Raw genomic sequence first — 24,448 nt, 5'->3', positions numbered from 1 at the left:
AGGCGAGGTCAGGGCTTACAGTTGACAGGCCCGGCGCGGCCCGACAACCGATCGAACCGCGCGGCGAGGAGGACCTCTCTTGCAAAGCCCGCGCGAGCTTTCGAACCTGACGGCCCTAGGCACGGCGACGGACGCCGCCAGCGTCAAGCTGCCGGCCCTGGCCCGACAATGGCTGGACCACCTGCCCGAGATGGTGTGGCTGGCCAACGCGCGCGGCCAGCTCAGCGCCTGCAGCGGGCCACTGCAGGTCTACGTCGGCCTGCCCGAGAGCGAACTGATCGCCCAGGGCTGGCGCCGCTTCATGGCCGCCGAGGAGCTCGCCCTGCTGGGCCAGGCCTGGCCCGCCCGGCAGCCAATGAGCATCGACCTGCGTCTGCGCAACGCCCAGGGAGAGCTGCGCTGGCACCTGTGCCTGGCCCGGCCGCTGATGGACCACGACGGCAGCCTGCAGGGCTGGATGGGCTCCTTCGTGGACATCGACGCCCGCAAGCGCAGCGAAACCCTGCTGCGCGAGGCCGACGCCGTCTGGAAGCTGGCGCTGGAAAGCACGGGCGACGGGGTCTGGGACTGGCGCGTCAACGAGAACGTCGAGACCTTCTCGCCCCGCTACCTGCAGATGTATGGCTACGACCCCGACGAGATCGCGGAGCGGCCCGATGCCTTCGATGCCCTCACGCACCCGGACGACGTGTCCGGCATGGTGCGCGACCGGCTCGACCACTTCGAGGGCCGCACCCCGGCTTACGTCAACGAGCACCGCGTGCGCTGCAAGGACGGCAGCTGGAAGTGGGTGCTGAGCCGCGGCATGGTGATCGCGCGCGACGAGTCCGGGCGCCCCCTGCGCATGGTCGGCACGCACACCGACATCACCGCGCGAAAGGAAGCCGAGGTGCTGATCTGGCAGCAGGCCAATTTCGACCCGCTCACCGGCCTGCCCAACCGCCGCATGCTGCGCGAGCGCCTGGAGCGCGAGATCCGCCGGGCGCGCGAGCACGGGCATCAGCTGGCCGTGCTCTTCATCGACCTCGACCACTTCAAGGAAGTCAACGACACGCTGGGCCACGGCAAGGGTGACCTGCTGCTGCAGCAGGCCGCCCAGCGCATCCGCGAAAGCGTGCGGCCGGCCGACGTGGTCGCGCGCATGGGGGGCGACGAGTTCACGGTGCTGCTCAGCCCCGTCACGCAGCATGCCGACGTCGACCCCATCGTGGAGCTCATCATCGAGCGGATCGCCAGCCCCTTTCGGCTGGAGGACGAGCGCGCCTTCGTCTCGGCCAGCGTGGGCATCAGCCTCTTTCCCGACGACGGCGAGCACATCGAGGCGCTGTTCAAGCACGCCGACCAGGCGCTGTACGTGGCCAAGGATGCCGGCCGCAACCGCTACAGCTACTTCACGCCCGCCCTGCAGCGCGCGGCCCTGAACCGCATGCGCCTGAGCAACGACCTGCGCGACGCCCTCGCTGCGGAAGGCCTGCAGGTCGTCTACCAGCCGATCGTGGACCTGCGCCGCGGCCACATCTGCAAGGCGGAGGCGCTGGTGCGCTGGCACCATGCCGAGCGCGGGCCGGTGCCGCCCGCCGAGTTCATTCCCATCGCCGAGAGCAGCGGGCTGATCCTGGAGATCGGTGAATGGGTGTTCCGCCAGGCGGTGCAGGATGTGCTGCGCTGGCGCACGGAGCTCGACGAGCACTTCCAGATCAGCGTGAACAAGTCGCCGGTGCAGTTCCACAGTGAGGCCGGCATGCACACCCGCTGGCTGCGCCAGATCGTGGAGGCGGGCCTGCCCGGCGATGCGGTGTCGCTCGAGATCACCGAGGGCCTGCTGCTCGAGGGCGGGGACAACGCCAGCCAGCAGCTCATGGCCCTGCGCCGTGCCGGGCTGAGCGTGGCGCTTGACGACTTCGGTACGGGCTACTCCTCGCTGTCCTACCTGCAACGCTACGAGATCGACTGCCTCAAGATCGACCGCGTCTTCGTGCACGAGCTGGAGCCGGGGAGCAAGGCGCTGGCCCTGTGCCGGGCCATCATCACGATGGCGCACGAGCTGGGGATGACGGTCATTGCCGAGGGCGTGGAGACGGCCCGCCAGCGCGACCTGCTGGCCAGCATCGGCTGCGATCTCGGCCAGGGCTTCTTCTTCGCCCGACCAATGCCCGCGGCGGCGCTCGAGGAGCTGCTGCGGCAGCAGGGCGGGCCCCGACCGGCCTAACCCGGGGTGCGGCCGGGGACGGCCGACGCCGGTGATCCGGTGCGGGCGGCACAAAACGAAGCCCGGAAAACGCAAAGGCCAGCACTTGCGTGCTGGCCTTTTTGTTTGGTGCCCAGGAGAGGACTCGAACCTCCACGGAGTTACCCGCTAGTACCTGAAACTAGTGCGTCTACCAATTCCGCCACCTGGGCTTTGCTTCGTTGCTGTCTAAGCAGCGAAGACCGCTACTATAGCACCGGATTTTGGGATTACCAGCAAATTTCTGAAAAATTTCAAGAAATCGCGTCGGGGCCCTTCGCCGCAGCGACCGTGGCGGCGGCTCCCCAGTGCGTGTGCGCCAGCAGCGCCCCAGGGTCCAGCTGGCCTTGCAGGTCGCCACTGAGCGCCAGCACGGCCGGGTCGGTGTGCCGCCAGTAGGCCTGCTGCAGCTGAGGCCCGACGCCATGTTCGGCGCTGATGCTGCCGCCATGGGCCCGCACCAGGGCATAGACGCCCTCGCGCAGGGCCGCCTCGTCCAGCGGCTCCGTGGCCGGCCAGACCAGGTTGAAGTGCAGCCCGCCGTCGCCCAGGTGGCCGAAGTCCGCCAGCGTGGCCGGCGCGAAGTGCTCGGCCAGCCAGGCCCGGCCGGCCTCGCGGAACGCCATGAAGTGACGGCGCGGCAGCGACACATCGAAGCCGACCACCTTGCCCCGCCGCCGCAGGCCCTCGCTGATGTGGTGGCGCAGATGCCAGCAGTCGGCGTCCGCCCCCAGCACCGCGTCCACCACCGCCTCACCGAACTCGTCCTCCAGCAACTGCTGCAGCAGGGCCTGCAGGTCCAGCTGATCGGCCCCCAGTTCACTGGAGAGCTCCAGCAGCAGCGCGTAGTCCGGCAGCTGGCCGGCAAACCATCGCTGCGCCTCCGACGGGCTCGCCAGCGCGGCCGCGAAAGCCTCGCGGGAGATGGCCTCGAAGGCCGACACCAGGCTCGGGAAGCGCGCCATCACGCGCTGGTAGAACGGGAAGACGTCCGCCAGGCTGCGCGGCGCGATCATGGCCACGGCCTGTTGGCGCGGCACGGCGGCCAGCCGGAAGGTGGCCTCAAGCACAAGCCCCAGCGCCCCCGAGGCACCGATGAAGAGCTGGTGCAGGGCCAGCTGCGCGTTGTCCTTCTGCAGACCTTGCCCGAGCTGCACGACCTGGCCGTCCGCCAGGGCCACGCGCAGGGCCAGGGTGTTGGCGCGCACATCGCCGTAGCGCAGCATGCGGGTGCCGCCCGTGTTGTGCGACACCAGGCCGCCGACGCTGGGGTCCGCGCTCAGGTCGATGGGCAGCATCAGCCCGTGCGGCGCCAGCCGCTCGTTGATCTCCGACAGGCGATAGCCGGCCGACACGCGCAGCGTGCGGTCCCAGGCATCGAACGCGAAGACCTCGCGCAGCCGCTCCGTCGACAGCAGCACGTCGCGCTGCGCATCGTCGGGCGTGGCTGCGCGCACGAGCCCGGTGTGGGCGCCCTGCGGCACCACGCGCAGGCCGTGCGCCGCGCACAGCGGCAGCAGCCGCGCAGCCTCGTCGGCCGTCGCGGGGCGCAGCAGCGCCGCGGCCTGCCCGGCGGCATAGCGAGCCGGCTCCAGGTAGCGGGGCTCGATGGCCGGACCAGGCAAGACCTGACCCTCGCCGCAGATCGCCGAGGCCGCGTCCAGGAAGCCGGTCAGCGACGCCGGCGTCAGCACGCCACGGCCTCCTCGGGCGCGGTGCCGGCCGTCATCTTGAAGATGCCCGTGGCATTGGCCGCATCGAAGCGCAGGTCCAGGCCATCGCCGTCGCGGCCGCGCTGGATGAACTCGTAGAAGGAGCCCGGCACCTCCATGCCCACGACGCGGCCCTCGCTCAGGAACTCGCGGCGGACCTGAGCGGCGCGGAAGGCCGTCTGCAGCACGCGGCCGGACGCCGAGACCTCGATGCGGTCCTTGATCGGCCGGCCCAGCGCCTTCTGCGTGGCGGCCAGGGCATTGAGATCCGGCACGCGGTCCGTGGCGTGGTTGAAGGCATTGCCCTCGGTGGCGATCCAGGCCATCTCCGCGGACTCCAGCAGCAGCGCCTGGTAGTCCTCCAGCGGGAAGAGGCCATGCTGGCGGTCAAAGCAGCGGATCATCGCCGGCAGCAGCTGCAGCGCGGCGGGCCAGGGCAGGCAGCGATCACGGGCCAGCTGCTCCAGCAGGGCCATGTCGGACGGCTGCAGCGGGTCGCGCGAGGTCGACAGCACGCGCGTCACCGCCGCCTGGAAGCCCTTGGAGAACAGCTCCGGGTGCAGCTCGGAGACAAAGAACTGGGCGATGTCCTCCGGGTGGTCGGCATGGCACCAGGCGCGGCCCGTCATCTTCAGCTTGGGCAGCGGATAGGGCGACGCCAGCTCGAAGCCCAGCGGCCGCAGCACGCGGGTGATGGCCGCCTCGCCGGGCGGCAGCGCGCCGCTGGGCCAGGCCACGGTGCGCAGCGCACCGTGGTCGAACACCAGCTTCTGCCCGGCCCGCTGCTGATCCGCCACATAGGCCGCGGCCGCCGGCACGCGCAGCGTCACGTCACGGAACAGCGCCATGTTCAGCGCCTGCGCCAGCTCCGCGCGCGAGACCGTCTCGCCCGCCGGCTTCAGCAAGGCGGGCGCCACCGCCAGCTGCGCGAAGGTCTCCCGCGCCGCGTTCTCCCCCATCGCACTCGCCAGCAGGCGATACAGGGCCGTGTCCATCATGTCCAGCACTCCAAAACAATCGATTCAGGCAAAGCTCCGCCCAGCCTGCTTGCAGCAGGCCGGCAAAGCTCAAAAGGATTCAGCGCGGTGGCGAAGCCCACCGCCCCCTACGGCACCCGAGGATCCGGCTTTGCCGGGCCTGCGGGCGCGCCCCCTGGGGGGCCGGCGAAGCCGGTAGGGGAGGGTCAAATGTCAAACTTGACGCCCTGGGCCAAAGGCAGCTCGCGCGAGTAGTTCACCGTGTTGGTGGTGCGGCGCATGTAGGCCTTCCACGCGTCGGAGCCCGACTCGCGGCCGCCGCCGGTTTCCTTCTCGCCGCCGAAGGCGCCGCCGATCTCGGCGCCCGAGGTGCCGATGTTGACGTTGGCGATGCCGCAGTCCGAGCCCGAGGCCGAGACGAACAGCTCGGCTTCACGGATGTCATTCGTGAAGATGGCCGAGGACAGGCCTTGCGGCACGTCGTTCTGCAGGGCGATCGCCTCGTCCAGGGTCTTGTACTTCAGGGTGTACAGGATGGGGGCGAAGGTCTCGTGGCGCACGATCTCGGTCTGGGCCGGCATGCGGACCAGGGCCGGCACGGCGTACCAGGCGTTGGGCAGCGCCTCGGCGAGGGCACGCTCGCCGCCGCTCACCTGACCGCCCTGCTCGCGGGCCGCGGCCAGAGCCGCCTGCATGCCGTCGAAGCTGGCCTTGTCGATCAGCGGGCCGATCAGCGTGCCGGCTTCCAGCGGGTTGCCGATGCGCAGCTGGGCGCGGGCCTTGTCCAGGCGCGCCACCAGTTCGTCATGGATGCTTTCATGGGCGATCACGCGGCGGGTGGTCGTGCAGCGCTGGCCGGCCGTGCCGTAGGCGCCGAAGAGGATGCCGCGCACGGCCAGTTCCAGGTCGGCGCTGGGGGTCACGATGATGGCGTTGTTGCCGCCGAGCTCCAGCAGGCAGCGGCCGAAGCGGGCGGCCACGCGCGGGCCCACGGCACGGCCCATGCGGGTCGAACCGGTGGCGGACACGAGCGCCACCTTGGGGTGGTCAACCATGGCCTCGCCGACGGCCGCGCCGCCGTTGAGCAGCTGCGACAGATGCGCCGGGGCCTTGTGGCCGGCGGCCACGTAGCGGGCCAGGGCCTTCTCGAAGAGCGCCTGCGTGGCCAGGGCCGTCAGCGGGGTCTTCTCGGAGGGCTTCCACAGGCAGGTGTCACCGCAGACCAGGGCCAGGGCCGAGTTCCAGGCCCACACGGCCACGGGGAAGTTGAAGGCCGAGATGATGCCCACCACGCCCAGCGGCATGTACTGCTCCATCATGCGGTGGCCGGGGCGCTCGCTGGCGATGGTCAGGCCATGCAGCTGGCGCGAGAGGCCGACGGCGAAGTCGCAGATGTCGATCATCTCCTGCACTTCGCCTTCGCCTTCGCTGGCGACCTTGCCGGCCTCGATCGAAACCAGGCGCGCCAGGTCGATCTTGTGCGTGCGCAGCTCCTCGCCGAAGAAGCGCACCAGCTCGCCGCGCTTGGGCGCGGGCACCGTGCGCCATTCCAGGAAGGCCGCATGCGCCCGCTCGACGGCGGCGCGCATGTCCTCGGCGGAAGCCTCATGCACGGCGCCGAGCGAGGCGCCATCGATGGGCGAACGGACAGACAGGGTGCCACCCGTATAGGCAGCGGCGGGGACGCCACAGGCGTTCAGCAGATCGGTGATGTTCATTCCGTCATTCTCCAATGCAAGACCCCGGCGACACGCGAATGTGGCCGGGGCTCTGTGTCAATTCATGCGTTGCGCGCAACCCCCGCCGACTTTACCGAGCGGCGCCCGCCGATCCGGCTCTGCCGGGCGGTCGGGCGCGCCCCCTCGAGGGGGCCGGCGAAGCCGGTAGGGGGGGAGCCCATCATCCAATGCTCTCGACCTGGCGCGACTGCTGGTACGCCTTGCCGAACTCATTGGCCAGGAAGGCCGGCAGTTCGACGGCCTCTTGCGGCACGAAGCCCTGCTGCGGCAGCTTGCCCTGGCGGAACAGGTCCACGGCAGCGCAGATGCCGGCGGCGGTCGTGATCTGGATGGCGGACAGCGGGCGGGCGCCATCACGCTCGGCGAAGATCTTGCGGGCGAAGACTTCCTGCACCAGGCGGCCCTGCTTCATGCCCGAGACGGTCACGAAGACCAGCACCACGTCCTGCATGGTGGCAGGCATGCTCTTGCGCATGATGTCCTTGAGCTTTTCCTGGTCGTTCTTCAGCTGGAGGTCGTCCAGCAGGAACTGCATCAGGTCGCGGTGGCCGGGGTAGCGCACGGTCTTGTAGTCGAGGTTCTGGACCTTGCCGGCCAGCGTCTCGCACAGGGTGCCCAGGCCGCCCGAGGTGTTGAAGGCCTCGTACTCGGTGCCGTCCAGCGAGAAGTGCTCCAGGCCTTCCAGCGGCAGGGCGTCGATCTTGCTGCCGTCGTGGATGCACTCGCAGGGGTGGCAGTACTCGTTGATCAGGCCGTCCACCGACCAGGTCAGGTTGTACTTCAGGGCATTGGTCGGGAAGGCGGGCAGCGCACCGACGCGCATCTTCACGTCCTGCAGGGTGTCGAAGCCCTTGGCCAGGTGGTGGGCCACGATGCCGATGAAGCCGGGCGCCAGGCCGCACTGGGGCATGAAGGCCGTGCGCGAGCCTTCGGCGATGCGCATGATCTCCTTGGTGGCAGCCACGTCTTCCGTCAGGTCGAAGTAGTGGCAGCCAGCTTCCAGGGCCATGTGGGCGGCCGGGATGGCCAGGTGGTAGGGCAGCGCGTTCACGATGGCATCGAAGCCGCGCACCAGGGCGGCGGCGCCCGGGCCGATTTCCTGCACGGCCTGCACCTTGATGCCCTCTTCGGACAGGGCGCTGAGCGCCTTCTCGTTCTTGTCGAAGACGGTCACGTCGTAGTGGCCGGAGTTGCGCAGCAGGCGGGCGATGGTTTCGCCGATGTGGCCGGCGCCGAGCAGTGCGATCTTCATGGGGTTCTCCTCTTGGAATGCGATGTGATGAGCCGCAGTCTAGGAAGAGCGATTGACGAAAGAAAGCATGAGTTCGTCATAAACGGCTATGCTTTCGACGATTCGTCATCCCGTCTTGACGAATAGCAAAATTCAAGGGTTTCTCAGGAGTCCCGTTTCATGAGCACGCGCAAGCCCCCGGCCATGGCCGCCGTCAGCACCTTTGCCGCCCCGCGCGACCAGATCGACCGCGACCTCATCACCCTGCTGCAGGCCCATGCGCGCGAGAGCACCGCCAACCTGGCGCGCAAGCTCGGCATCGCCCGCACGACCGTGGTGGCGCGGCTCGCGCGGCTGGAGTCCGAGGGCGTGGTGGTGGGCTACACGGTCAAGCTGGGCTCCGAGGCCGCGGACCGTGGCGTGCAGGCCTATGTGGGCATCAGCGTGCAGCCGAAGGCGCAACGGGAGGTAATCAAGCGCCTCTCGCGCCTGCCCGAGCTGCGGCAGCTGGCTTCGGTGAGCGGCGAGTTCGACTACATGGCCCTGCTGCGCGCGGACACCACCATGCGCCTGGATGCCCTGCTGGACGAGATCGGCGAGATCGAGGGCGTGATCAAGACCACGACGTCCGTCGTGCTTGCCCTGCGCGTGGACCGCAGCGCCGGCGGCTGAGCACGCCGCCTGCCCACGGCCGCCGTCAACCTGGCACGCGGCTTGCACGTTGTCCGCAGCATCAGCCCTCACCTTTGCGGAGTGCACCATGAAGCTGCAGACCCTGCCCCATCGCGGACAACGCCTGAGCACCGCGCTCAAGGCCGTGGTCCTCATCGCCCTGGTTTGGGGCGTTGCCTACCCGGCCCTGCTGTGGACGCTGCAGCACGCGCTGCCCGCGGCCTGAACGGCCGCCGCCACGCCCGATCCCCCATCGCCCAGGAGTTCCGCGATGTCCTACCGTCCGCTTCCCGTCTCTTCCGTGCCTCGCCCCTCGGCCTGGCGTGCGCTGCTCCTGTGGGCCGTACTGACGGCGCTGGCCCTGGGCGGCTTCTCGATGCTGCGCCAGCTGGAGGGCGACGCGAACATCGTGCAATCGCACGCGCCTCACGCGGCGCGCGCCTGAGGTCCCGGCTCAGCCCAGGCCGAAGGGGTCGTCCAGCGACTTCATCGGCGGCGTGAACCAGCGCGGGCCCTCGGCGCTCATGAACATGTGGTCCTCATGCCGCACGCCGAACTCGCCGGGGCAGACGATCATGGGCTCGTTGCTGAAGCACATGCCCACGTCCAGCGGCGTGAGGTCGCCCTCGACCATGTAGGGCCACTCGTGGATGTCCAGCCCGCAACCATGCCCGGTGCGGTGCGGCAGGCCCGGCAGGCGGTAGCCCGGGCCCAGGCCGGCGGCCTCCAGCACGCGGCGCGCGGCACGATCGACTTCCTGGCAGGCCCGCCCCAGCTGCGCCGCCTCAAAGGCCGCGGCCTGCGCGGCCTGCTCCAGGTTCCAGATCTCGCGCTGGCGCGCCGTGGGCGTGCCGAAGACGTAGCTGCGCGTGATGTCCGACATATAGCCCTCCACCAGGCAGCCGGTGTCGATCAGCACCATGTCGCCCTCGCGCAGGGTCTGCGGCTCCTTCACGCCATGCGGGAAAGAGCTGGCGACGCCGAAGAGCACGATCTTGAAGTAGGAGCCCGGCGCGCCCACGCGGCGGTGCGCCTCGTCGAGGAAGGCGGCGACCTCGGTCGTGGTGATGCCCTCGTGCAGGATGCTCGCGGCCGCGCGGTGCACGGCCATTGTCATGTCATGGGCACGCTGCATCAGCGCGAGCTCCGCCGCGGACTTGCGCATGCGGCAGGCCGCGGTCATCGGGCGGGCGTTGATCCACTGCAGCGCCGGCGCGGCCTGGCGCAGGCCATCGGCCACGAAGAAGGGGCAGTCCTCCGACAGCCCCACCGTCGCGCCCGGGCCCACGCCCATCTCGCCCAGGACCCCGGCCAGCAGCGCATAGGGGCTCTCGTGCTCCTCCCACAGGCGCAACTCACCGGGTAGCAGCCAGTAGTCGCGCAGCGTGCCCTGCTCGAAGGCTGGGGCGAGATACTGCAGCGCGCCCTGCGCAGGCACGAGTGCGCCCACGAGGCGCTCGCTGGCGGGCCACGCGAGGCCCGTGAAATAGCGCAAGTTCGTGCCCGCATGCAGATACACCGCTGCCACACCGGCCTCGCGCATCAGGCTTTGCAGGCGTCGCAGGCGTGCCTCGTACTCGCCCACGCCGATGGGCTCGACGCCCGCCGTCATGACCTGCAGGTCCGCCAATGCCTCCGCACGGGAGCGCCCACCAATACCGATTGCCTTCATGGTCCGTCTCGCAGTTCTTTTGATATATCGACAGAATACCATTGCATCACTCGCCCGATGTCACCGCTGCTTGCAATTTCCCACCGCTCGGGGGATGGGCACCGCAAAGCACCCCTCCTATCGTGCGCCGGCGCCAATGGGGCGCGCCCCATTTCGTGACCTTGCCATGCGCCGATCCCTGATCCATGCCCTGCTGCCCCTGACCCTTGCGCTGAGTGCGCTGCCCGGCCATGCGCTCGAGGTCACGCCGGTGAAGGGTTACGCCGGCAACGGCGAGAAGACCAAGGCGATGGACGTCATCAAGGTGTGGGCGGTCTGCGGCACCAGCTATTGCGGCGACACCCCGGCGGGCAAGCGGCGCGACATCGAACTGGCCGGCCGGATCCGTGAGCAAACCATCGTCAACCGCGACCGCGCGCTGATGGTGGGCCCGGCCATCGTGGCCCGCGAGTATGCCGAGGTGGCCAAGCGTCAGGGCGGCAAGCTCATCAACCAGCAGGAGGGCTCCAGCGGGCCCTTCATGTACCGCTTCGCGCGGGCGGATGGCGGCGCCGACTGGCTGGTGCTGAAGGACAACTTCGAGGGCTACTACACCCTCATCGTGGTCGAGGAAGCCCAGCGCGAGAGCACCGTCACCATCTCGGCCGAGGACATGTCCAACGCGCTGAAGGCCGAAGGCGATGTCGCCCTGTACATCGAATTCGAGACCGCCAAGGCCGACCTCCTGCCCGCCGGCCAGGGCGTGGTGAAGGAGATCGCCACCCTGCTGCGCAATGAGCCGGCGCTGAAGGTCTCCATCGAGGGCCACACCGACAACACCGGCAATGCCGCCGAGAATCAGCGTCTGTCGCAGGCCCGGGCCGAGGCGGTCATGAAGGCCGTGATCGCGCAGGGCATCGATGCCAAGCGGCTCAAGTCGGCCGGCCATGGCGCGACCTATCCGATCGCGGACAACCGCAAGGAGGCGGGCCGCAGCAAGAACCGCCGCGTCGAGCTGGTCAAGCTGTGATGCAGGCGCTGAGTCAGATGCGACTGCACCGCCGCTCCTTCCTCGCCCTGCTCGCCAGCGCAGGGCTGCCCGGCTTCGCCCGAGCCGCCGAAGGCGAGATGACCGATCACCCGCTGCTGTCCGGCATGAGTGGCTTCGGCCTGCGCAGCAAGACCGTGCGGGACGCCGACACCTTCGCCCTCGAGCAGGTCTGCGGCAAGCTGCCTTCTCAGGCCCTGCCCTGGCTCGTGGACGGCAAGGTCACCCGCATGGAGTACCGGCCGCAGGGCAAGGGCAGCGGGCCGCTGGCCATCCTGCGCAGCTACCAGCAGGCCATCGCCAAGGCGGGGGGCCAGCAGCTCAACACCGGCTTCAGCCTCAACGACGACGGCGTGCAGTACAAGCCGCACGTCTTCCGTCTGCAGGTCGACAAGACCCCGGTGGTGGTGGTCCTCCACCTCGACACGAGCAACTATCAGCTGACGATCATCGAGCAGCAGCCCTTAGGCGAGCTGGTGACGGCCTCAAAGCTGGCGGCCGACCTGAAGGCCGCGGGCGTGGCCACGCTGCACATCGAGTTCGAAACCGGCAAGGCCCAGCTGCCCTCCGCCGGGCAGGCGATGGTCAAGGAGATTGCCACGCTGTTGCGCAATGCGCCGGAGCTTCAGCTGTCCATCGAGGGCCACACCGACCGCGTCGGACAGGCGGCGGATAACCTGCGCCTGTCCCAGGAGCGTGCCGAGGCGGTGATGAAGGCGGTGGTGGCCCAGGGCATCGAGGCCAAGCGCCTGAAGGCCGTGGGGCATGGTCAAAACGAGCCCGTGGCGGACAACCGCACCGAGGAAGGCCGCGCCAGGAACCGCCGGGTCGAGCTCGTCAAGAGATAGGGCCCCGACCGATGCTCAGGCGGCCGGTCGGTGCGGCCGTCACCTCACCCGCAGAGTCCCCCGACGAATCACCGCTCAGTCGGCCCGTCAGGGTGCCAGGCGCGCCAGCTCCCGCTCCAGTGCGAGGACGTCCTGCCGTGCGCGCTGCAGGGCATCGGCCGCCCCGGGCTCGCGGGCGCCCGCCAGTTGGAGAGCGGCCAGACGCGCGCGCTCCTGGCCGAGCTCCTGCTGAAGGATCTGACGACGCCCTTCGTCATTGCTGCGGGACGGCACCGCGCTGACCGATCGCCCCCCCGCGGCAGACGCCGTCGCGATCTCGCCGCCGGGTGCGCGTGCCGCGACCGGGCAGGCCTTGCCGCCCGCCCCCAGCCATTCCACGCCCCCTTGCCGGCACGACGCGGCAGTGGCCGCCTGTGACCGCTCCAGGATCACGCCGCCCGCCTGCACGTCCAGCGCGCAGGCCAGCGCAGCCAGGCCCATCAGGAGACGACCGCCGGGCGCCCCGCGGGCATCAGCCGCCGCTGCTGCCATTGTTGACGGTCACCCGCGCCAGGCGACCCATGTCGTCTTCCACGGTCACCACCATGCTGGTCATGCAGATGCCGCCCACGAAGTTGATCTGGAACGCATCACCGCTGGCCGGCACGACCGAGCGGCTGAAGGCCAGGCCCACCGGCAGCGGGTTGCTGATCCGGTAGGGTGGCGTGCCGCCGAACACATGCACCTGCGGGCCGTTGCCGACATAGCAGCCGCCGTCGCCCTTGGACACCGTCACAGTGCTCATGGACAGCTCGATCGAATCGGCCGGGCCCGACTCGTTGCCGCCACCGCCACAGCCGCCCAGCGCCAGCAGGGCCGCGACACACCACATCATCTTCATCAGGACTCCCTCTTCATTCATCAATCAATCGGATTCACCGCTCGGCACGGGTCTGCATCTCCACGACCGCGAAGCTCTCGATGGGCATGCGGTCACGCAGGTAGTAACGGAGACACTCATCGGACACTCCTCCCGGATAGACCGCATCGAGCGCGCCCACATTGCCGAAGGCATCCACACCCGACTGTCCGCCACACATCACCCGCTTCAGCACGCCCATCATCAGGGGCACCTTCAGCTGGTAGGCGTACACGACGCGGATCTTCAGGACGTTGGCATCTCGCAGGCGCTGCTGGGACGTCGCCCCTGGCTTGTCCAGGCGCCACTCCAGGTTGTCATTCGGGATGTAGGTCTTGCCGGACTTCGGATCCTTGACCCCGAAATCGTCGAAGGACAGCGCCGATGGATTCAGGCGCTCCAGCTTCACCGGATGCAGGATCTGGTCGAGCTCCGTCTCCGCCTTGGCCTTGGCCAGACGCACGCTGTCATTGGTCTCGAAATTGTTCTGATAGAAGGGGCTGAGCGAGCGCATCAAGGCCGTCTTCATGACCCCTTCATCCGCGTTGTGCAGGGAGCCCAGGCGTGCCGCCTGAAAGGTCGCGTGGTTGATCTGCAGCTTCGCCATGTAAATGAAGCCGGCCTGCACGATGCCCAGCACGAACACGATGGCCACAGGCAGGACGATCACGAACTCGACCAGGCCCAGGCCTCTGGGCGACCTGCCATGACGATGCCTGACGCGCATCTCGCGCCTCCTCCACTTGAACTCTGTTGATGGGCCCGCCGTAGGGGGGCGGACCTGCATGAATGCTGGGCGGCGAGCGCCTGTGCAGCCGGGAAGCCCCATGACATGGGCCTTGCGGCGGGGTCGGGCCGGCTGCCTTCTCCTCTTTCGGCGGCGCGAGTCTGGCCGGCGACTGTGACAACGTCAACAAATTCCGTGCATTTTTAACAATGCAACAGATGCCTTACCTTGACTTACAAACGACCAGCCTTTAGGGGGTGGTGCGGCGCAACAAACATCGAATAAGGTGCCGACCTGTGATGCGATGGCCACTGAGTCTCGCGTCCAGACAGGGCCTCAGGAGGAGGCTCGCCATCCACACACCCATGCGAGGAAATCATGCTGCAAATGCAACAACGCGCCCTGAACAAGTCCAAGATCCGCGGTCAGGGCATGACCGAGTACATCATCATCGTGGCGCTGATCGCCATCGCTGCCATCGGCGTCTACAGCCTGTTCGGTGACGTGGTGAAGAAGCAGACCGGCGCCATGGCCGCTGGCCTGGCCGGCGACAACGGCAACGCCGTGTCCTGGAACGGCAAGGCCAAGGAAAAGACCGAGAACGAGAAGAAGAAGGTCGAGAACGTGAAGGGTCTGAACGACTTCACGAAGGACAACGACCTGGGCTCGAAGTAAGCCTCTGAGTGCAAGGGTGCGGCGCTTGCGCACGCACCCTACACTTTGATCCCCACCTACTTCAACGTACATCATGTCCTCGCGTTCTTCCCGCTTCTTGCTGTCCGCCCTTTGCGTGCTCTCGCTGGCTTCGGCCCATGCGCTGGAGGTGACTCCGCCGCGCGGCTATCAGTTCAGCCGGCCGCCGGAAGTGAAGCAGCATGGGATCTACACGGTCTACATCCGGTGTGCGTCGAAGTTCTGCGGCAGCATCGCGACTGGCAAGACGGGTGACCTGGAACTGGAGGGCAAGACCTCCCGCTACACGGTCAACGCCATCAGCGACCAGAACGAGATGGACAGCCGCTCCATCAACAAGGAATACCTGGCGCTGGCCACCAAGGCGGGCGGTGCACAGGTGGACGAAGGCAACTCGATCGGTCCGAACGTGTACCGCATCCCTCGTGCCAACGGCAAGGGCGCGGACTGGATCGTGATCGAACACAACTACGGGCGTCGCTTCGAGATGACCGTCATCGAGGAAGCGGCCCAGGAGCTGACGGCCACGATCACGGCCTCGCAGATGGGCCAGTCGATCGATGCCTCCGGCAGTGTCGCGCTCTACATCGAGTTCGATACCGCCAAGGCCACGCTCAAGCCTGCGGGCGAAGCCACCGTGAAGGAGATCGCCGCGCTGCTCAAGAGCCAGCCGGCACTGCGCCTCTCGGTGGAAGGCCACACGGACAACGTCGGCCAGGCCGCCGACAACAAGCGCCTCTCGCAGGCGCGCGCTGAAGCCGTCATGAAGGCCGTAGTCGCCCAGGGCATCGATGCCAAGCGACTCAAGGCCGTCGGCCAGGGGCAGGAGTACCCCATCGCCGACAACCGGACCGAGGAAGGCCGCGGCAAGAACCGCCGGGTCGAGCTCGTCAAGATGAAGTGAAGCAGGGGCGGCACGAGCCCGCCCACTGAACGAGAACGAGGGAGTCGCCATGGTTTGCGAGATGACCACCGCGCGTGGCATGGGCAGCGCTTTGCCCAAACACCGCCGGCCGATCGGCGCCAAGCCCCAGCGGGGCCAGGCCATGATCTGGATGCTGGGCATGCTGGCGGCCAGCGCGGCCGTGATGTTCGCGCTGTTCAACACCTCCCAGACCGTGGTGGGCAAGGAGCGGACCATCAACGCTGCCGATGCGTCCGCGCTGGCGGGGGCGACCGCACAGGCGCGTCTGCTCAATCTCATGGCCTACACCAACCGGGCGGTCATCGCCAACGAGGTGTTCATGGTGCAGATGCTGAGCCTGGAGAGCTGGACTCAGTATGTGGCCCGCACGACCGACAACATCGGCTACGTGGTGGACGTGGCCAGCGTCTTCTTCCCGCCGCTGGCCGGCTTGGCCCGCGGCCTCCACGAGGCCGCCAGCTTCGCGGATGAGGGCCACGACGTGCTGCAGAGAGAGGTCATGCCGCTCATGATCACGGTGCTCGAGGGGGCGAAGAAGGCCATGACCATCGCGCACCGGACGCTCCAGCTCGGCGGGGGCCTCGTGGCCGAGAACGCTGCCAAGAACATGGCCGCCGCCAACCGGACGGACTTCGGCGGCCGCAAGGACGACGGCATTCAGGTCATCGACGACCTCGGCATCCGCGGCGTCACCTTCGCGTTGAACGAGAAGGCCTGGATCGGCTTCACCAAGCAATACAGCGACAACGAGCGGACAGACGCCCGGCAGATCCTGCTGGACTCCCGTGATGCCTTCACCACCAATCGTCCCGGCTCTTCGCTGGTGAACTGGCGGCTGCCGACCAGCCCCGTGACAACCATCGGCCTGCACAAGGAAGGTGGCACGCGACTGGTGGCCTTCGACCGCTGGGAGACCGAGGACACCCTGGAGCTCGAGAACCGCGTGCTCCGCCCCTTCCGCGGCTGGCGCAGCAGCTATGTGCCCATCGGATGGGGGCGCGCCAATGCGGACGACACCGGCAGCCGCGGTAATGTGTGGTCTCCGCGGCGGCTCGCGCAGTCCTGGGCGTACTCAAGCGGCGGCACCCATGACAACTGGAGCGGCGTCCCTGCTCAGTTCGACATTGCCGACAAGACAAAGGGTGCCCGCGAGACGCTGGGGTTCGACTTCCTGGTGGCCGTGGGCCGCCCCGGCAGCCACGACTTCACCACCACCACGATGGGCATCAACAAGGGCAGTGGAGGCCCGCTGGGTTCGCCCGAGACGCCCGAGCGGCAGGCTTCGTCACGCAACACGGCCTTCGCCAAGGCCCGCGTGGCCTTCGAGCGGCCGCAGCGGGGCCTGGCCAATGACATCACCGCCCGCCCGCTATGGCGCGACGACAGCGCGAAGGAATACGGCTCGCTCTACAGCCCCTACTGGCAGGCGCGCCTGGCCGACCTCTCCCCCGGCCAGAAGACGGCTTTGCTGGCGGCTGTCGGCCTGACGCCCGACTACGTGGTCTACACGCCCGGAGGCCAGACGAAATGAGTGCGCCTCGCCTCGCCCTGATGGCGCCCCTGATGGCGGCCCTGCTGGCAACGGCAGGTGCCGCCTGGTCTGCGGAGCCACCTCCCAGCCTGCGCATCGTCACCTCCGGCGCCCCCAATCCGACGGCGTACCAGCAGAACATCGCCGTGGCCCTGGAGGCCTGCCAGCTGAAGCTCGGACTTCCCCGCAACAGCGCCGGCCTGCCCTCCGAGAGCGTCCTCGCCGCCTTCAAGCTGCGGGAGGAGGAGCGACTGCTGGACGGCCCGATGGCCGCCGTCTACGAGACCCTGAGCGAGGTCATGCCCGACGCTTCCCAGGGATGCAAGCTGCGCGTTGCGCGACGCTATCGCGTGGAAATCGACAAGACCTGCGCCTGGCGCCTCTACGGGCACAGCGGGTTGCTCGGGCCGGACGGCCCCGGCCGCCCTGCCCCTCTGACAGAGGAGCGCAGCGAAGTGCCGGACTGCAAGCCGATGGCAAAGGCACGCCCCGCCACCGCCGCCGCCCAGGCCAAGGCCCCACGACACGCCGTCGGACTGGGGCAGTCCTGCATCTGGGACAGCCACATCCTGGCTGTCATGGTCGGCGAGCCACTCAAGGAGGTCGGGGAAGGCGGCTGCCAATGGGCCGACATGCCGGTCTACCCCTTCACCAGCTACCAGGGCGCCAATCGCAGCGTGCCCCTGGCACACCACCTGGACGACACGACGCGCGCCGGCACCCGCCTGTCCAAGGCGATCGGCTCGGTGGCGGCCGTCGTGGATGCACGGCTGACGGCCTTCGACAAAGGCAGTCGCATTTCCCCGGACCGCTTCAGCAAGGCCGGTGCGGAGGCCTTCCTGGCCCAGCCGCGCTGGGTCAATCTCGGAGACGCCAAGTGACACCTCGCCACCCCCGCATCGCGCACCGACAGCGCGGCCAGTCGACGACCGAATTCCTGGTCGCGCTGATCGCCATGGTTCCGATCTTCTTGGCCGTCAACTATCTGGGCCGCTATGCCGACATGCAGCAGCGTGCCACCCAGGCCAGCCGCTACGCCGCCTTCCAGCGCGCCCTGGAGCCCAGCACTGCCAGGCTCTCCGATGCCGTGCTGGCAGACCAGACGCGCGCGCGCCTGTTTCTCGCACCCAAGGCGCTCAACGGCGGCGCCATCCGGTCGGACGACACGGTCGCCAGCGCAAAGGACGCGAAGCAGCTCCCCGCCTTCTGGCGCGATCTGGGCGGCGAGGCACTGCTGAACAACCCCTCCAAAGTCACCGTGGGATGGACCACGCATGACCTCAACAGCAAGGGCATGAACACCGGCCTGGACAAGGTTACGGAATTCATGGGCAAGGACTATGCACCCGGTCATCGCGCCCAGGTGGAGCTCACCTTGCTGAACCGCCTGAGCCAGGCCGAAGCCAAGCCGGCTGACTTGAAGATCGGGGCAGCAACGGCTGCCGCCGGTGACATGATGGGCAGCGGCGGGACCGACGAGACGGTGGCCACGGTGTCGCCACTGGTCCCGGTGCGTTTCATCCCCTCGCCGGTCCGCACGGCGGTGTCCCTGGTGGTCTCCCTGCTCGAGGGCAGTTCGCACAAGCCGGAGTTCGGCTGCATCAAAGCCAACGTGGTCGCCAGCCATCGCCTGGAGGGTGACACCCAACGGGACAGCTGCCGATGAGTCCGCGTCGCCCGCTGCCACGCCTGCAGGGCCTGGCCGGCCTGCTGATGGCGCTCTGCGTGTCTGCGCACGCGGCTTCCTGGGAGGACGGCCCCCTGCCGCCCCGCACCCAGGCCCAGTGGGCGCTGGTGGCCGCTGTCGTGAATGGCGTGCCCATGCAGGCCCAGCAGTTGCACTCAGAACTGCCCGTGCAGCAGCTCCTGAGCCACTACGAGAACCAGTGGAAGCGTCTGGGCAGCGTGAAGATGGGCCGACAGGGACCGTGGCAGACGCTGTCACTCCATACTGACCAACTGCATCTCGTCCTTCAGGCGCAGGCCGACGGCGCTGGCAGCCGCGGGCTGCTGAGTCAGGCGCAGTGGCGTGACGTGCGTCGCGATTTCATGCCTGTGGAAATGCCTGCCGCGCTGCGAACGCAGGTCAACCAGGTCACCGAGACACGCGACGGCCCCCGCCGCAGCCGCCTGGTGACGGCCGCGTGCCCCGACGGGTTCGAGATCACACGCCAGCGCATGGTGGCGCATGCACGCAGCAAGGGCTGGACCGTCGTCACCGACCAGGTCCTGCGCAAGGACGGCGCCCGCCACTGGCTGGCCGCCTACGACGCCATGGGGCTCTCCGTCGACGTCGTGCTGACGCAGGCGGACGGCGCTTCGGCCAGCCATCTCACTCTCAACTTCACCGACTCGCCGACATGAGCATGTCCACACTGTTTGGTTCCCGCCGGCAAAAGGGCCAGGCCACGCTGGAGTACGCCATCGCCGGCAGCGTGCTCGTGATGGCCCTGTTCGTCGTCGAGTTCGACGGCAAGACGGCCGCGCAATTCCTGGCCGAAGCCGTCCGCGTCTTCTACAAGAACCTCAGCTATTTCCTCTCCCTGCCCTGACCATGGCCCTCTCCCTGAAAAAACTCAACAGCAACTGGCTGCTCCTCGGCGCCGCGATTCTCCTGGGCGGCGGCGCGGCCTATCTCGGGGGGGCCGCGTTGAATCAGCGGATGAACGAGCTGGACGAGAAGGCGAATGCTGGCAAGGACATGGTTTCCGTCGTCGTCGCGCGCCGTGACATGCAGCGCGGCGAGCCCGTCGCGCCGGACTCCTTCGCCGTGCGCAAGGTGCCCAGCGAGTACCTCAACGCCGATGCCGTGAAGCCGGCAGACTTCGAGCCCTACGTGACACAGCGCCTGATCGTCGGCCTCAAGCGCGGCGACGTCCTGCTGCCCGTGCACACCGAGGGCAACGGGAACAAGGTGTTCTCCTCCACCCTGGGCGTCGGCAAGCGCGCCCTCACCTTCGAGGTGGACACCGTCAACTCCGTCTCCGGGATGCTGCGTCCGGGCGACCGCATCGACCTGCTCTATACCGCCAAGGGGGTGGACTCCCTCGACGTGACGCAGCCTCTGCTGTCCAACCTGGAGATCCTCGCCACCGACCAGAACCAGACCCGCCGTGACGAGGACGGCAAGGAGCGCACCTTCTCGACCATCACCATGGAGCTGTCGCCCCAGGATGCCCAGCGCGTGATCGTCGCCAAGCAGGCCGGCCGCCTGACCGCCCTGCTGCGCCACCCGGACGACAAGGCCGCCAACCCCAGCGGCGCCATGGACCCCACCGTGCTGCTGACCGGCCGCGTGCGCCGCGCCAATGGCGAGCGTCAGGGCATCGAGTACCTGGTCGGCGGCGGCGGCGGTCCGGCTGACATCAAGACCCAGCTCAGCCGTCTGGCGCTGAGCGGCGAGCTCGGCACCCCCGCCGCGCCCCCTGCCAAGCCCTGATCGCCGCCATGTCCACCGAATTCAATCTCACTTCTTCCATGTCCTCGACTCCTACCCTCGGTCTGGCGCGTCCGCTCGTCCTGCTCGCCTGTCTCACGCTCTGCGCCACGGCCCATGCCGATCCGGCCGGCGATACCTCCACGGCGGGCCCCGGCGCGGGCCGCGGCGCGGTGAACCCCGCGGCCGTGCAATCGACGCTGATCGAGACGGCCAAACCGGCCCGCGGCGCCGCCAAGCCGGCCCCGGGTCCGGTCGCCATCGAGTCCGGCCCCACGCGGACCCTGGCCGTGGGCGATGTCTCCACGATCAACCTGCCCGGCGTCGTGCGCATTGCCATCGGCAATGGCGGCCTGCTCAAGGCCACGGTGGTCGATGACCGCGAGATCGTGCTGATCGCCGAACAGGCCGGCCGCACCACCATGCACGTCTGGCTGAAGAACGGCCGGCAGCTGAGCTACGAGATCGAGGTGCTGGCCTCGCGCCCCAACCGCGTGCTGGAGGAGCTCCAGGGCCTGCTGAAGGAAACCCCGGGCCTCACCGCCCGCGTGGTGGGCGAGCGCGTCGTGATCGAGGGCCGCTACCAGGACAGCACCGTCGCCCAGCGCATCAAGCGCCTGGCGAGCAACTTCCCGCAGATCCTCAACCTGGTGCCCGACCGCCCGGTGGACGCTGATCCGCTGCAGCTCGAGCGCATGGTGCAGATCGACCTGCGCGTGATCGAGGTGAAGAAGCGCGCACTGGACCAGCTGGGCATCAAGTGGGCCAGTGGCGCAACGGGCCCGACCTTCGCCACGAATGCGCTCGTGTACAGCAACACCCCGTGGCGCCCGGAAACGACCAATGGCTACCCGCCCGTCAACACCAGCAACCCGATCTACAGCTACCTCGGCATGGCGACGCAGATCACCAGTGCCCTGCGCTTCCTCGAGACCCGCGGTGACGCCTGGACCCTGGCCGAACCGCGTCTGAGCTGCCGCAGCGGTGGCGAGGCCAACTTCCTGGCGGGTGGTGAGATCCCCATCCCCGTCGGCCAAGGCAATGGCGCGATCGGTGTGTTCTACAAGCAATACGGCGTGCGCATCGAGTTCAAGCCCCTGGCCGACGGCCACGGCAACATCGACTCCGGACTGATGGTCGAGGTGAGCGAGCCTGACGGCCGCAACTCCAATGCAGGCTTCATCGCCTTCGCGACGAACCGCACCGACACGCAGGTCGCCATGAAGGAAGGGGAACCACTGGTGATCTCCGGCCTGCTGCGCCAGCGCACGGAGCGCAGCACCGACGCCGTGCCGGGCCTGGGCCGCATCCCCATCATCAGCAATCTGTTCAAGTCGCGCGACCACACGAACGAGCAGACCGAGCTCATCGTGATCGCCACGCCGCGCGTCATCACGCCCGACTCCGCCCTCAACCGCCTGAGCGTCGACAAGGCCGCCAGTCTGGCGGAGCAGGTCAACGAGCGCGTGACGAACAAGCTCAAGCCCGAGTCCGGCGGCAACGGCGCCGAGCCGGGCCAGGAGGCACGCTGATGCTGCACATCCAGATCGAGGGCCGTGACGGCCTGCAGCAGCTGGCCAGCACCCGCTGCATCGTCGGCAAGGACAGCGAGTGCGACCTCGTGCTGTCCGGCTGGAAGGTCAGCCGTCGGCATGCCGAGCTGTTCGTCTCGAACGAGCGCGTCTATGTGCGCGACCTCGACTCCAGCTTCGGCACCTGGCTGGGCGAGCAGCGCGTGGGGGACACGATGCCCGTGCCCACGGGCGCCACGCTGCGCATCGGCGGCCACAACATCCGGGCTCACTGGGCCCGCCAGGGCGCCGAGGCGACGCCCGCCGCGCCTGCGGGTGCAGTGCATCAGGCCAGCGCCGCAGCGGGCATCGAGCTCCGCCCGCAGACCGCGGCCACCGCCGCCACCCCGCCTGCTGCCGCGCCGGCCGCCGCGTCGCCCGTGGCCGCCCCGGCCGCGGCCCCGGCCGCTCCGACCGAGGCCACCGACGTCAGCTTCAAGTACCGCCGCCTGCTGCACGAGCGCCTGCTCGAGTCCTTCGACCTGCGCCGCACCGACACCCACCGCATGGCGGACGACGAGCTGCAGGAGCTCACCGAGAAGCTGATCTCGGAGCAGATCGACAAGCTGGGCAAGGAGCTGCCTGCCGGCATCGACAAGCGCGCGCTGCTCGAGCAGGTGCGGGACGAGGCCATCGGCCTGGGCCCCCTGGAGCCGCTGCTGGCGGACCCGTCCATCACCGAAATCATGGTGAACAAGGCGGACGAGGTCTTCGTCGAGCAGGCCGGCCAGCTGACGCGCTGGCCCGTGGCCTTCACCAGCGATCGCGCGGTCCAGGGCATCATCGAGCGCATCGTGGCGCCCATCGGCCGGCGCATCGACGAAAGCTCGCCGATGGTGGACGCCCGCCTCAAGGACGGTTCGCGCGTGAATGCCGTGATCCCGCCGCTGGCGCTCAAGGGGCCGTCCATCACGATCCGGAAGTTCTCCAAGCGCAAGCTCAACTCCGACGACCTACTGCGCTTCGGCTCGGCGAGCCCGGAGATGATCGAGTTCCTCAAGGTCTGCGTGGAGCATCACCGCAACATGCTGATCTCCGGCGGCACGGGTTCGGGCAAGACGACCTTGCTGAACATCATGTCGAACTTCATCCCCGAGGGCGACCGCATCGTCACCATCGAGGATGCGGCCGAACTGCAGCTGCATCACCCGAACGTGGTCTCGCTCGAAGCCCGCCCGGCCAATATCGAGGGCAAGGGCCTGGTCGCCATCCGGGACCTCGTGAAGAACTCGCTGCGGATGCGCCCGGACCGCATCGTGGTCGGCGAATGCCGGGGCGGCGAGGCCCTGGACATGCTGCAGGCCATGAACACGGGCCACGACGGCTCGCTCACCACCGCCCACGCCAACAGCCCGCGCGACATGCTCGCCCGTCTGGAGGTGATGGTGCTGATGGCCGGCATGGACCTGCCCGTGACGGCCATCCGCGAGCAGATCGCCTCCGCGGTGCAGATCGTCGTGCAGCAGACCCGATTCGCCTGCGGCACCCGCAAGGTCACCAGCATCACCGAGGTGACCGGCGTGGAAAGCGGCAAGATCCAGCTGCAGGAGATCTTCGGCTTCGTGCAGACGGGACGCGACGCCCGCGGCAAGACGCAGGGCTACTTCACCGGACGCGGCTTCGTCCCCGAGTTCTACGAGGAGCTGGCGGCCATCGGCATTCCGCTGCGCATGGACATCTTCGACGAGACCCCGCCGGAACAGCGGGGAGCCCGCGCATGACGTCCCAGCTGGTCCTGGTCGGGCTGATGCTCTTCGGCGCGACGGCCGTGCTGCTCCTGCTGGCGCGGCGCGCGCTGCTGAGCTGGCAGACGCGCTTCACCGAAACGGCCAAGGTGTCGCTGGAGGACATGTTCGTCTTCATCGACCCGGGTTCGCTCTTCAAGCTGAACCTGGCGCTCTTCGTCCTGCTGCCGCTGCTGCTGTGGGTCTTCACGGGCTCGCCCGTGCTGGCCGTGCTGGGCGGCCTGAGCGGCGCCATCCTGCCCCGCGCCAGCTGGATCATCCTGCGTCGCCGGCGCATGGCGCTGCTGGTCGAGCAGCTGCCGGACGGTCTCACCATGATGGCCGGCGCCATGCGCGCCGGTGCCAGCCTGCAGATCGCGCTGGACCTGGTGGTGAAGGAGTCGCCGGCGCCGCTGTCCCAGGAGTTCTCGGTCCTGCTGCGCGAGCAGCGCCTGGGCCTGGCCCTGGAGGATTCGCTGCGCGGCCTCTCGCAGCGCCTCAAGCAGGAGGACATCGACCTCTTCGTCTCGGCGCTCACCATCGCCAAGGAGGTCGGCGGCAACCTGTCCGAGATCCTGGAGCGGCTGTCCGCCACGCTGCGCGCCAAGGCCGTCATGGAGGGCAAGATCAAGGCCCTCACCTCGCAGGGCAAGCTGCAGGGCATCGTCGTGGGCATGCTGCCGATCCTGCTGGCCGGCGTGCTCTACGCCATGGACCCGCGGGCCATGACGCCGCTGTTCACCACCATCTACGGCTGGGGCACCATGAGCGTGATCTTCATCCTGATCACCATGGGCGCCTTCTTCATCAAGAAGATCGTCACGATCGACGTCTGAAC

25 protein-coding genes and 1 tRNA gene are annotated in these 24,448 nt (G+C 68.5%); 17 read left to right on the top strand and 9 right to left on the bottom strand.

What is annotated here, in order from left to right; translation table 11 throughout:
• The first annotated feature begins 79 nt into the window (after positions 1–79).
• Complete coding sequence (locus tag QRD43_RS05470) at positions 80–2,209, top strand: putative bifunctional diguanylate cyclase/phosphodiesterase (RefSeq protein WP_285981458.1); 2,130 nt, start codon at positions 80–82, stop codon at positions 2,207–2,209.
• Positions 2,210–2,315: 106 nt separating this feature from the next.
• On the opposite strand, the gene QRD43_RS05465 is transcribed toward QRD43_RS05470, so the two are convergent.
• From QRD43_RS05465 to QRD43_RS05445, 5 genes are all read right to left on the bottom strand, one after another.
• Positions 2,316–2,400 (bottom strand) — tRNA-Leu (locus QRD43_RS05465).
• A gap of 81 nt (positions 2,401–2,481) precedes the next feature.
• A complete protein-coding gene (locus tag QRD43_RS05460; protein WP_285981457.1) occupies positions 2,482–3,921 on the bottom strand; it encodes an FAD-binding oxidoreductase in 1,440 nt (479 codons plus the stop codon).
• Positions 3,915–4,934 (bottom strand): DUF1338 domain-containing protein, encoded by a 1,020-nt coding sequence (locus QRD43_RS05455; protein WP_285981546.1) that lies wholly within the window; start codon positions 4,932–4,934, stop codon positions 3,915–3,917. Before QRD43_RS05455 ends, QRD43_RS05460 begins: the two co-directional genes overlap by 7 nt.
• Positions 4,935–5,122: 188 nt before the next feature.
• Entirely contained in the window at positions 5,123–6,634 is a 1,512-nt protein-coding gene (amaB, locus tag QRD43_RS05450) for an L-piperidine-6-carboxylate dehydrogenase (RefSeq protein ID WP_285981456.1), read from the bottom strand.
• A 181-nt stretch (positions 6,635–6,815) separates the two neighbouring features.
• A complete protein-coding gene (locus QRD43_RS05445; RefSeq protein WP_285981455.1) occupies positions 6,816–7,907 on the bottom strand; it encodes a saccharopine dehydrogenase family protein in 1,092 nt (363 codons plus the stop codon).
• A gap of 159 nt (positions 7,908–8,066) precedes the next feature.
• Here QRD43_RS05445 and QRD43_RS05440 point away from each other — a divergent pair, with 159 nt between their 5' ends.
• The 3 genes from QRD43_RS05440 to QRD43_RS05430 all read left to right on the top strand — a co-directional run bounded on the left by QRD43_RS05440 (position 8,067) and on the right by QRD43_RS05430 (position 9,003).
• Positions 8,067–8,558 carry an Lrp/AsnC family transcriptional regulator gene (locus QRD43_RS05440; protein WP_285981454.1) on the top strand — a complete coding sequence of 164 codons (492 nt, stop codon included), beginning with the start codon at positions 8,067–8,069 and terminating at the stop codon, positions 8,556–8,558.
• Positions 8,559–8,646: 88 nt separating this feature from the next.
• Positions 8,647–8,784 carry a hypothetical protein gene (locus tag QRD43_RS05435; protein ID WP_285981453.1) on the top strand — a complete coding sequence of 46 codons (138 nt, stop codon included), beginning with the start codon at positions 8,647–8,649 and terminating at the stop codon, positions 8,782–8,784.
• Between the two features lie 45 nt (positions 8,785–8,829).
• The gene (locus tag QRD43_RS05430) at positions 8,830–9,003 is read left to right on the top strand and encodes a hypothetical protein (protein ID WP_285981452.1); all 174 of its coding nucleotides are present in this window, start codon (positions 8,830–8,832) and stop codon (positions 9,001–9,003) included.
• A gap of 9 nt (positions 9,004–9,012) precedes the next feature.
• Here QRD43_RS05430 and QRD43_RS05425 read toward each other — a convergent pair whose 3' ends face one another.
• Positions 9,013–10,230, bottom strand: a complete 1,218-nt coding sequence (locus QRD43_RS05425) for a M24 family metallopeptidase (RefSeq protein ID WP_342399033.1) — start codon at positions 10,228–10,230, stop codon at positions 9,013–9,015.
• 166 nt (positions 10,231–10,396) lie between these two features.
• On the opposite strand from QRD43_RS05425, the gene QRD43_RS05420 reads away from it, so the two are divergent.
• Together QRD43_RS05420 and QRD43_RS05415 are read left to right on the top strand one after the other, a co-directional pair.
• The gene (locus QRD43_RS05420) at positions 10,397–11,239 is read left to right on the top strand and encodes an OmpA family protein (RefSeq protein ID WP_285981451.1); all 843 of its coding nucleotides are present in this window, start codon (positions 10,397–10,399) and stop codon (positions 11,237–11,239) included.
• Between the two features lie 17 nt (positions 11,240–11,256).
• A complete protein-coding gene (locus QRD43_RS05415) occupies positions 11,257–12,105 on the top strand; it encodes an OmpA family protein (protein WP_285981450.1) in 849 nt (282 codons plus the stop codon).
• A gap of 87 nt (positions 12,106–12,192) precedes the next feature.
• Here QRD43_RS05415 and QRD43_RS05410 read toward each other — a convergent pair whose 3' ends face one another.
• From QRD43_RS05410 to QRD43_RS05400, 3 genes are read right to left on the bottom strand one after another with little or no spacing between them, the layout of a single operon-like run.
• Positions 12,193–12,585, bottom strand: coding sequence for a hypothetical protein (locus tag QRD43_RS05410; protein ID WP_285981449.1), 393 nt, complete (start codon positions 12,583–12,585; stop codon positions 12,193–12,195).
• 31 nt (positions 12,586–12,616) lie between these two features.
• Positions 12,617–13,006, bottom strand: a complete 390-nt coding sequence (locus tag QRD43_RS05405; protein WP_285981448.1) for a hypothetical protein — start codon at positions 13,004–13,006, stop codon at positions 12,617–12,619.
• A gap of 13 nt (positions 13,007–13,019) precedes the next feature.
• A complete protein-coding gene (locus QRD43_RS05400) occupies positions 13,020–13,730 on the bottom strand; it encodes a TadE/TadG family type IV pilus assembly protein (RefSeq protein ID WP_285981447.1) in 711 nt (236 codons plus the stop codon).
• A 387-nt stretch (positions 13,731–14,117) separates the two neighbouring features.
• Here QRD43_RS05400 and QRD43_RS05395 point away from each other — a divergent pair, with 387 nt between their 5' ends.
• The 11 genes from QRD43_RS05395 to QRD43_RS05345 all read left to right on the top strand — a co-directional run bounded on the left by QRD43_RS05395 (position 14,118) and on the right by QRD43_RS05345 (position 24,446).
• Positions 14,118–14,405: a pilus assembly protein gene (locus QRD43_RS05395; RefSeq protein ID WP_285981446.1), complete on the top strand. Its 288-nt coding sequence runs from the start codon at positions 14,118–14,120 to the stop codon at positions 14,403–14,405.
• Between the two features lie 73 nt (positions 14,406–14,478).
• Positions 14,479–15,327: an OmpA family protein gene (locus QRD43_RS05390; RefSeq protein WP_285981445.1), complete on the top strand. Its 849-nt coding sequence runs from the start codon at positions 14,479–14,481 to the stop codon at positions 15,325–15,327.
• A 61-nt stretch (positions 15,328–15,388) separates the two neighbouring features.
• The gene (locus QRD43_RS05385; RefSeq protein WP_285981444.1) at positions 15,389–16,879 is read left to right on the top strand and encodes a pilus assembly protein TadG-related protein; all 1,491 of its coding nucleotides are present in this window, start codon (positions 15,389–15,391) and stop codon (positions 16,877–16,879) included.
• Positions 16,876–17,760, top strand: a complete 885-nt coding sequence (locus QRD43_RS05380) for a hypothetical protein (RefSeq protein WP_285981443.1) — start codon at positions 16,876–16,878, stop codon at positions 17,758–17,760. The genes QRD43_RS05385 and QRD43_RS05380 overlap by 4 nt, the downstream gene beginning before the upstream one ends.
• Positions 17,757–18,545 (top strand): TadE/TadG family type IV pilus assembly protein, encoded by a 789-nt coding sequence (locus tag QRD43_RS05375; RefSeq protein ID WP_285981442.1) that lies wholly within the window; start codon positions 17,757–17,759, stop codon positions 18,543–18,545. Before QRD43_RS05380 ends, QRD43_RS05375 begins: the two co-directional genes overlap by 4 nt.
• Entirely contained in the window at positions 18,542–19,243 is a 702-nt protein-coding gene (locus QRD43_RS05370) for a hypothetical protein (RefSeq protein WP_285981441.1), read from the top strand. The genes QRD43_RS05375 and QRD43_RS05370 overlap by 4 nt, the downstream gene beginning before the upstream one ends.
• A gap of 2 nt (positions 19,244–19,245) precedes the next feature.
• Entirely contained in the window at positions 19,246–19,431 is a 186-nt protein-coding gene (locus tag QRD43_RS05365) for a hypothetical protein (RefSeq protein WP_285981440.1), read from the top strand.
• A 2-nt stretch (positions 19,432–19,433) separates the two neighbouring features.
• Positions 19,434–20,318: a Flp pilus assembly protein CpaB gene (gene cpaB / locus QRD43_RS05360; protein WP_285981439.1), complete on the top strand. Its 885-nt coding sequence runs from the start codon at positions 19,434–19,436 to the stop codon at positions 20,316–20,318.
• A 38-nt stretch (positions 20,319–20,356) separates the two neighbouring features.
• The gene (locus QRD43_RS05355; protein WP_285981438.1) at positions 20,357–21,847 is read left to right on the top strand and encodes a type II and III secretion system protein family protein; all 1,491 of its coding nucleotides are present in this window, start codon (positions 20,357–20,359) and stop codon (positions 21,845–21,847) included.
• Entirely contained in the window at positions 21,847–23,607 is a 1,761-nt protein-coding gene (locus QRD43_RS05350; RefSeq protein ID WP_285981437.1) for a TadA family conjugal transfer-associated ATPase, read from the top strand. Before QRD43_RS05355 ends, QRD43_RS05350 begins: the two co-directional genes overlap by 1 nt.
• The gene (locus QRD43_RS05345) at positions 23,604–24,446 is read left to right on the top strand and encodes a type II secretion system F family protein (protein ID WP_285981436.1); all 843 of its coding nucleotides are present in this window, start codon (positions 23,604–23,606) and stop codon (positions 24,444–24,446) included. The genes QRD43_RS05350 and QRD43_RS05345 overlap by 4 nt, the downstream gene beginning before the upstream one ends.
• Positions 24,447–24,448 lie beyond the last annotated feature (2 nt).

Source organism: Roseateles subflavus, from assembly GCF_030285365.1.
Classification (GTDB): Bacteria; Pseudomonadota; Gammaproteobacteria; order Burkholderiales; family Burkholderiaceae_C; genus Roseateles_B; species Roseateles_B subflavus.
Note: the sequence above shows the minus strand (reverse complement) of the source record. Positions and strands in the feature narration are given on the sequence as shown.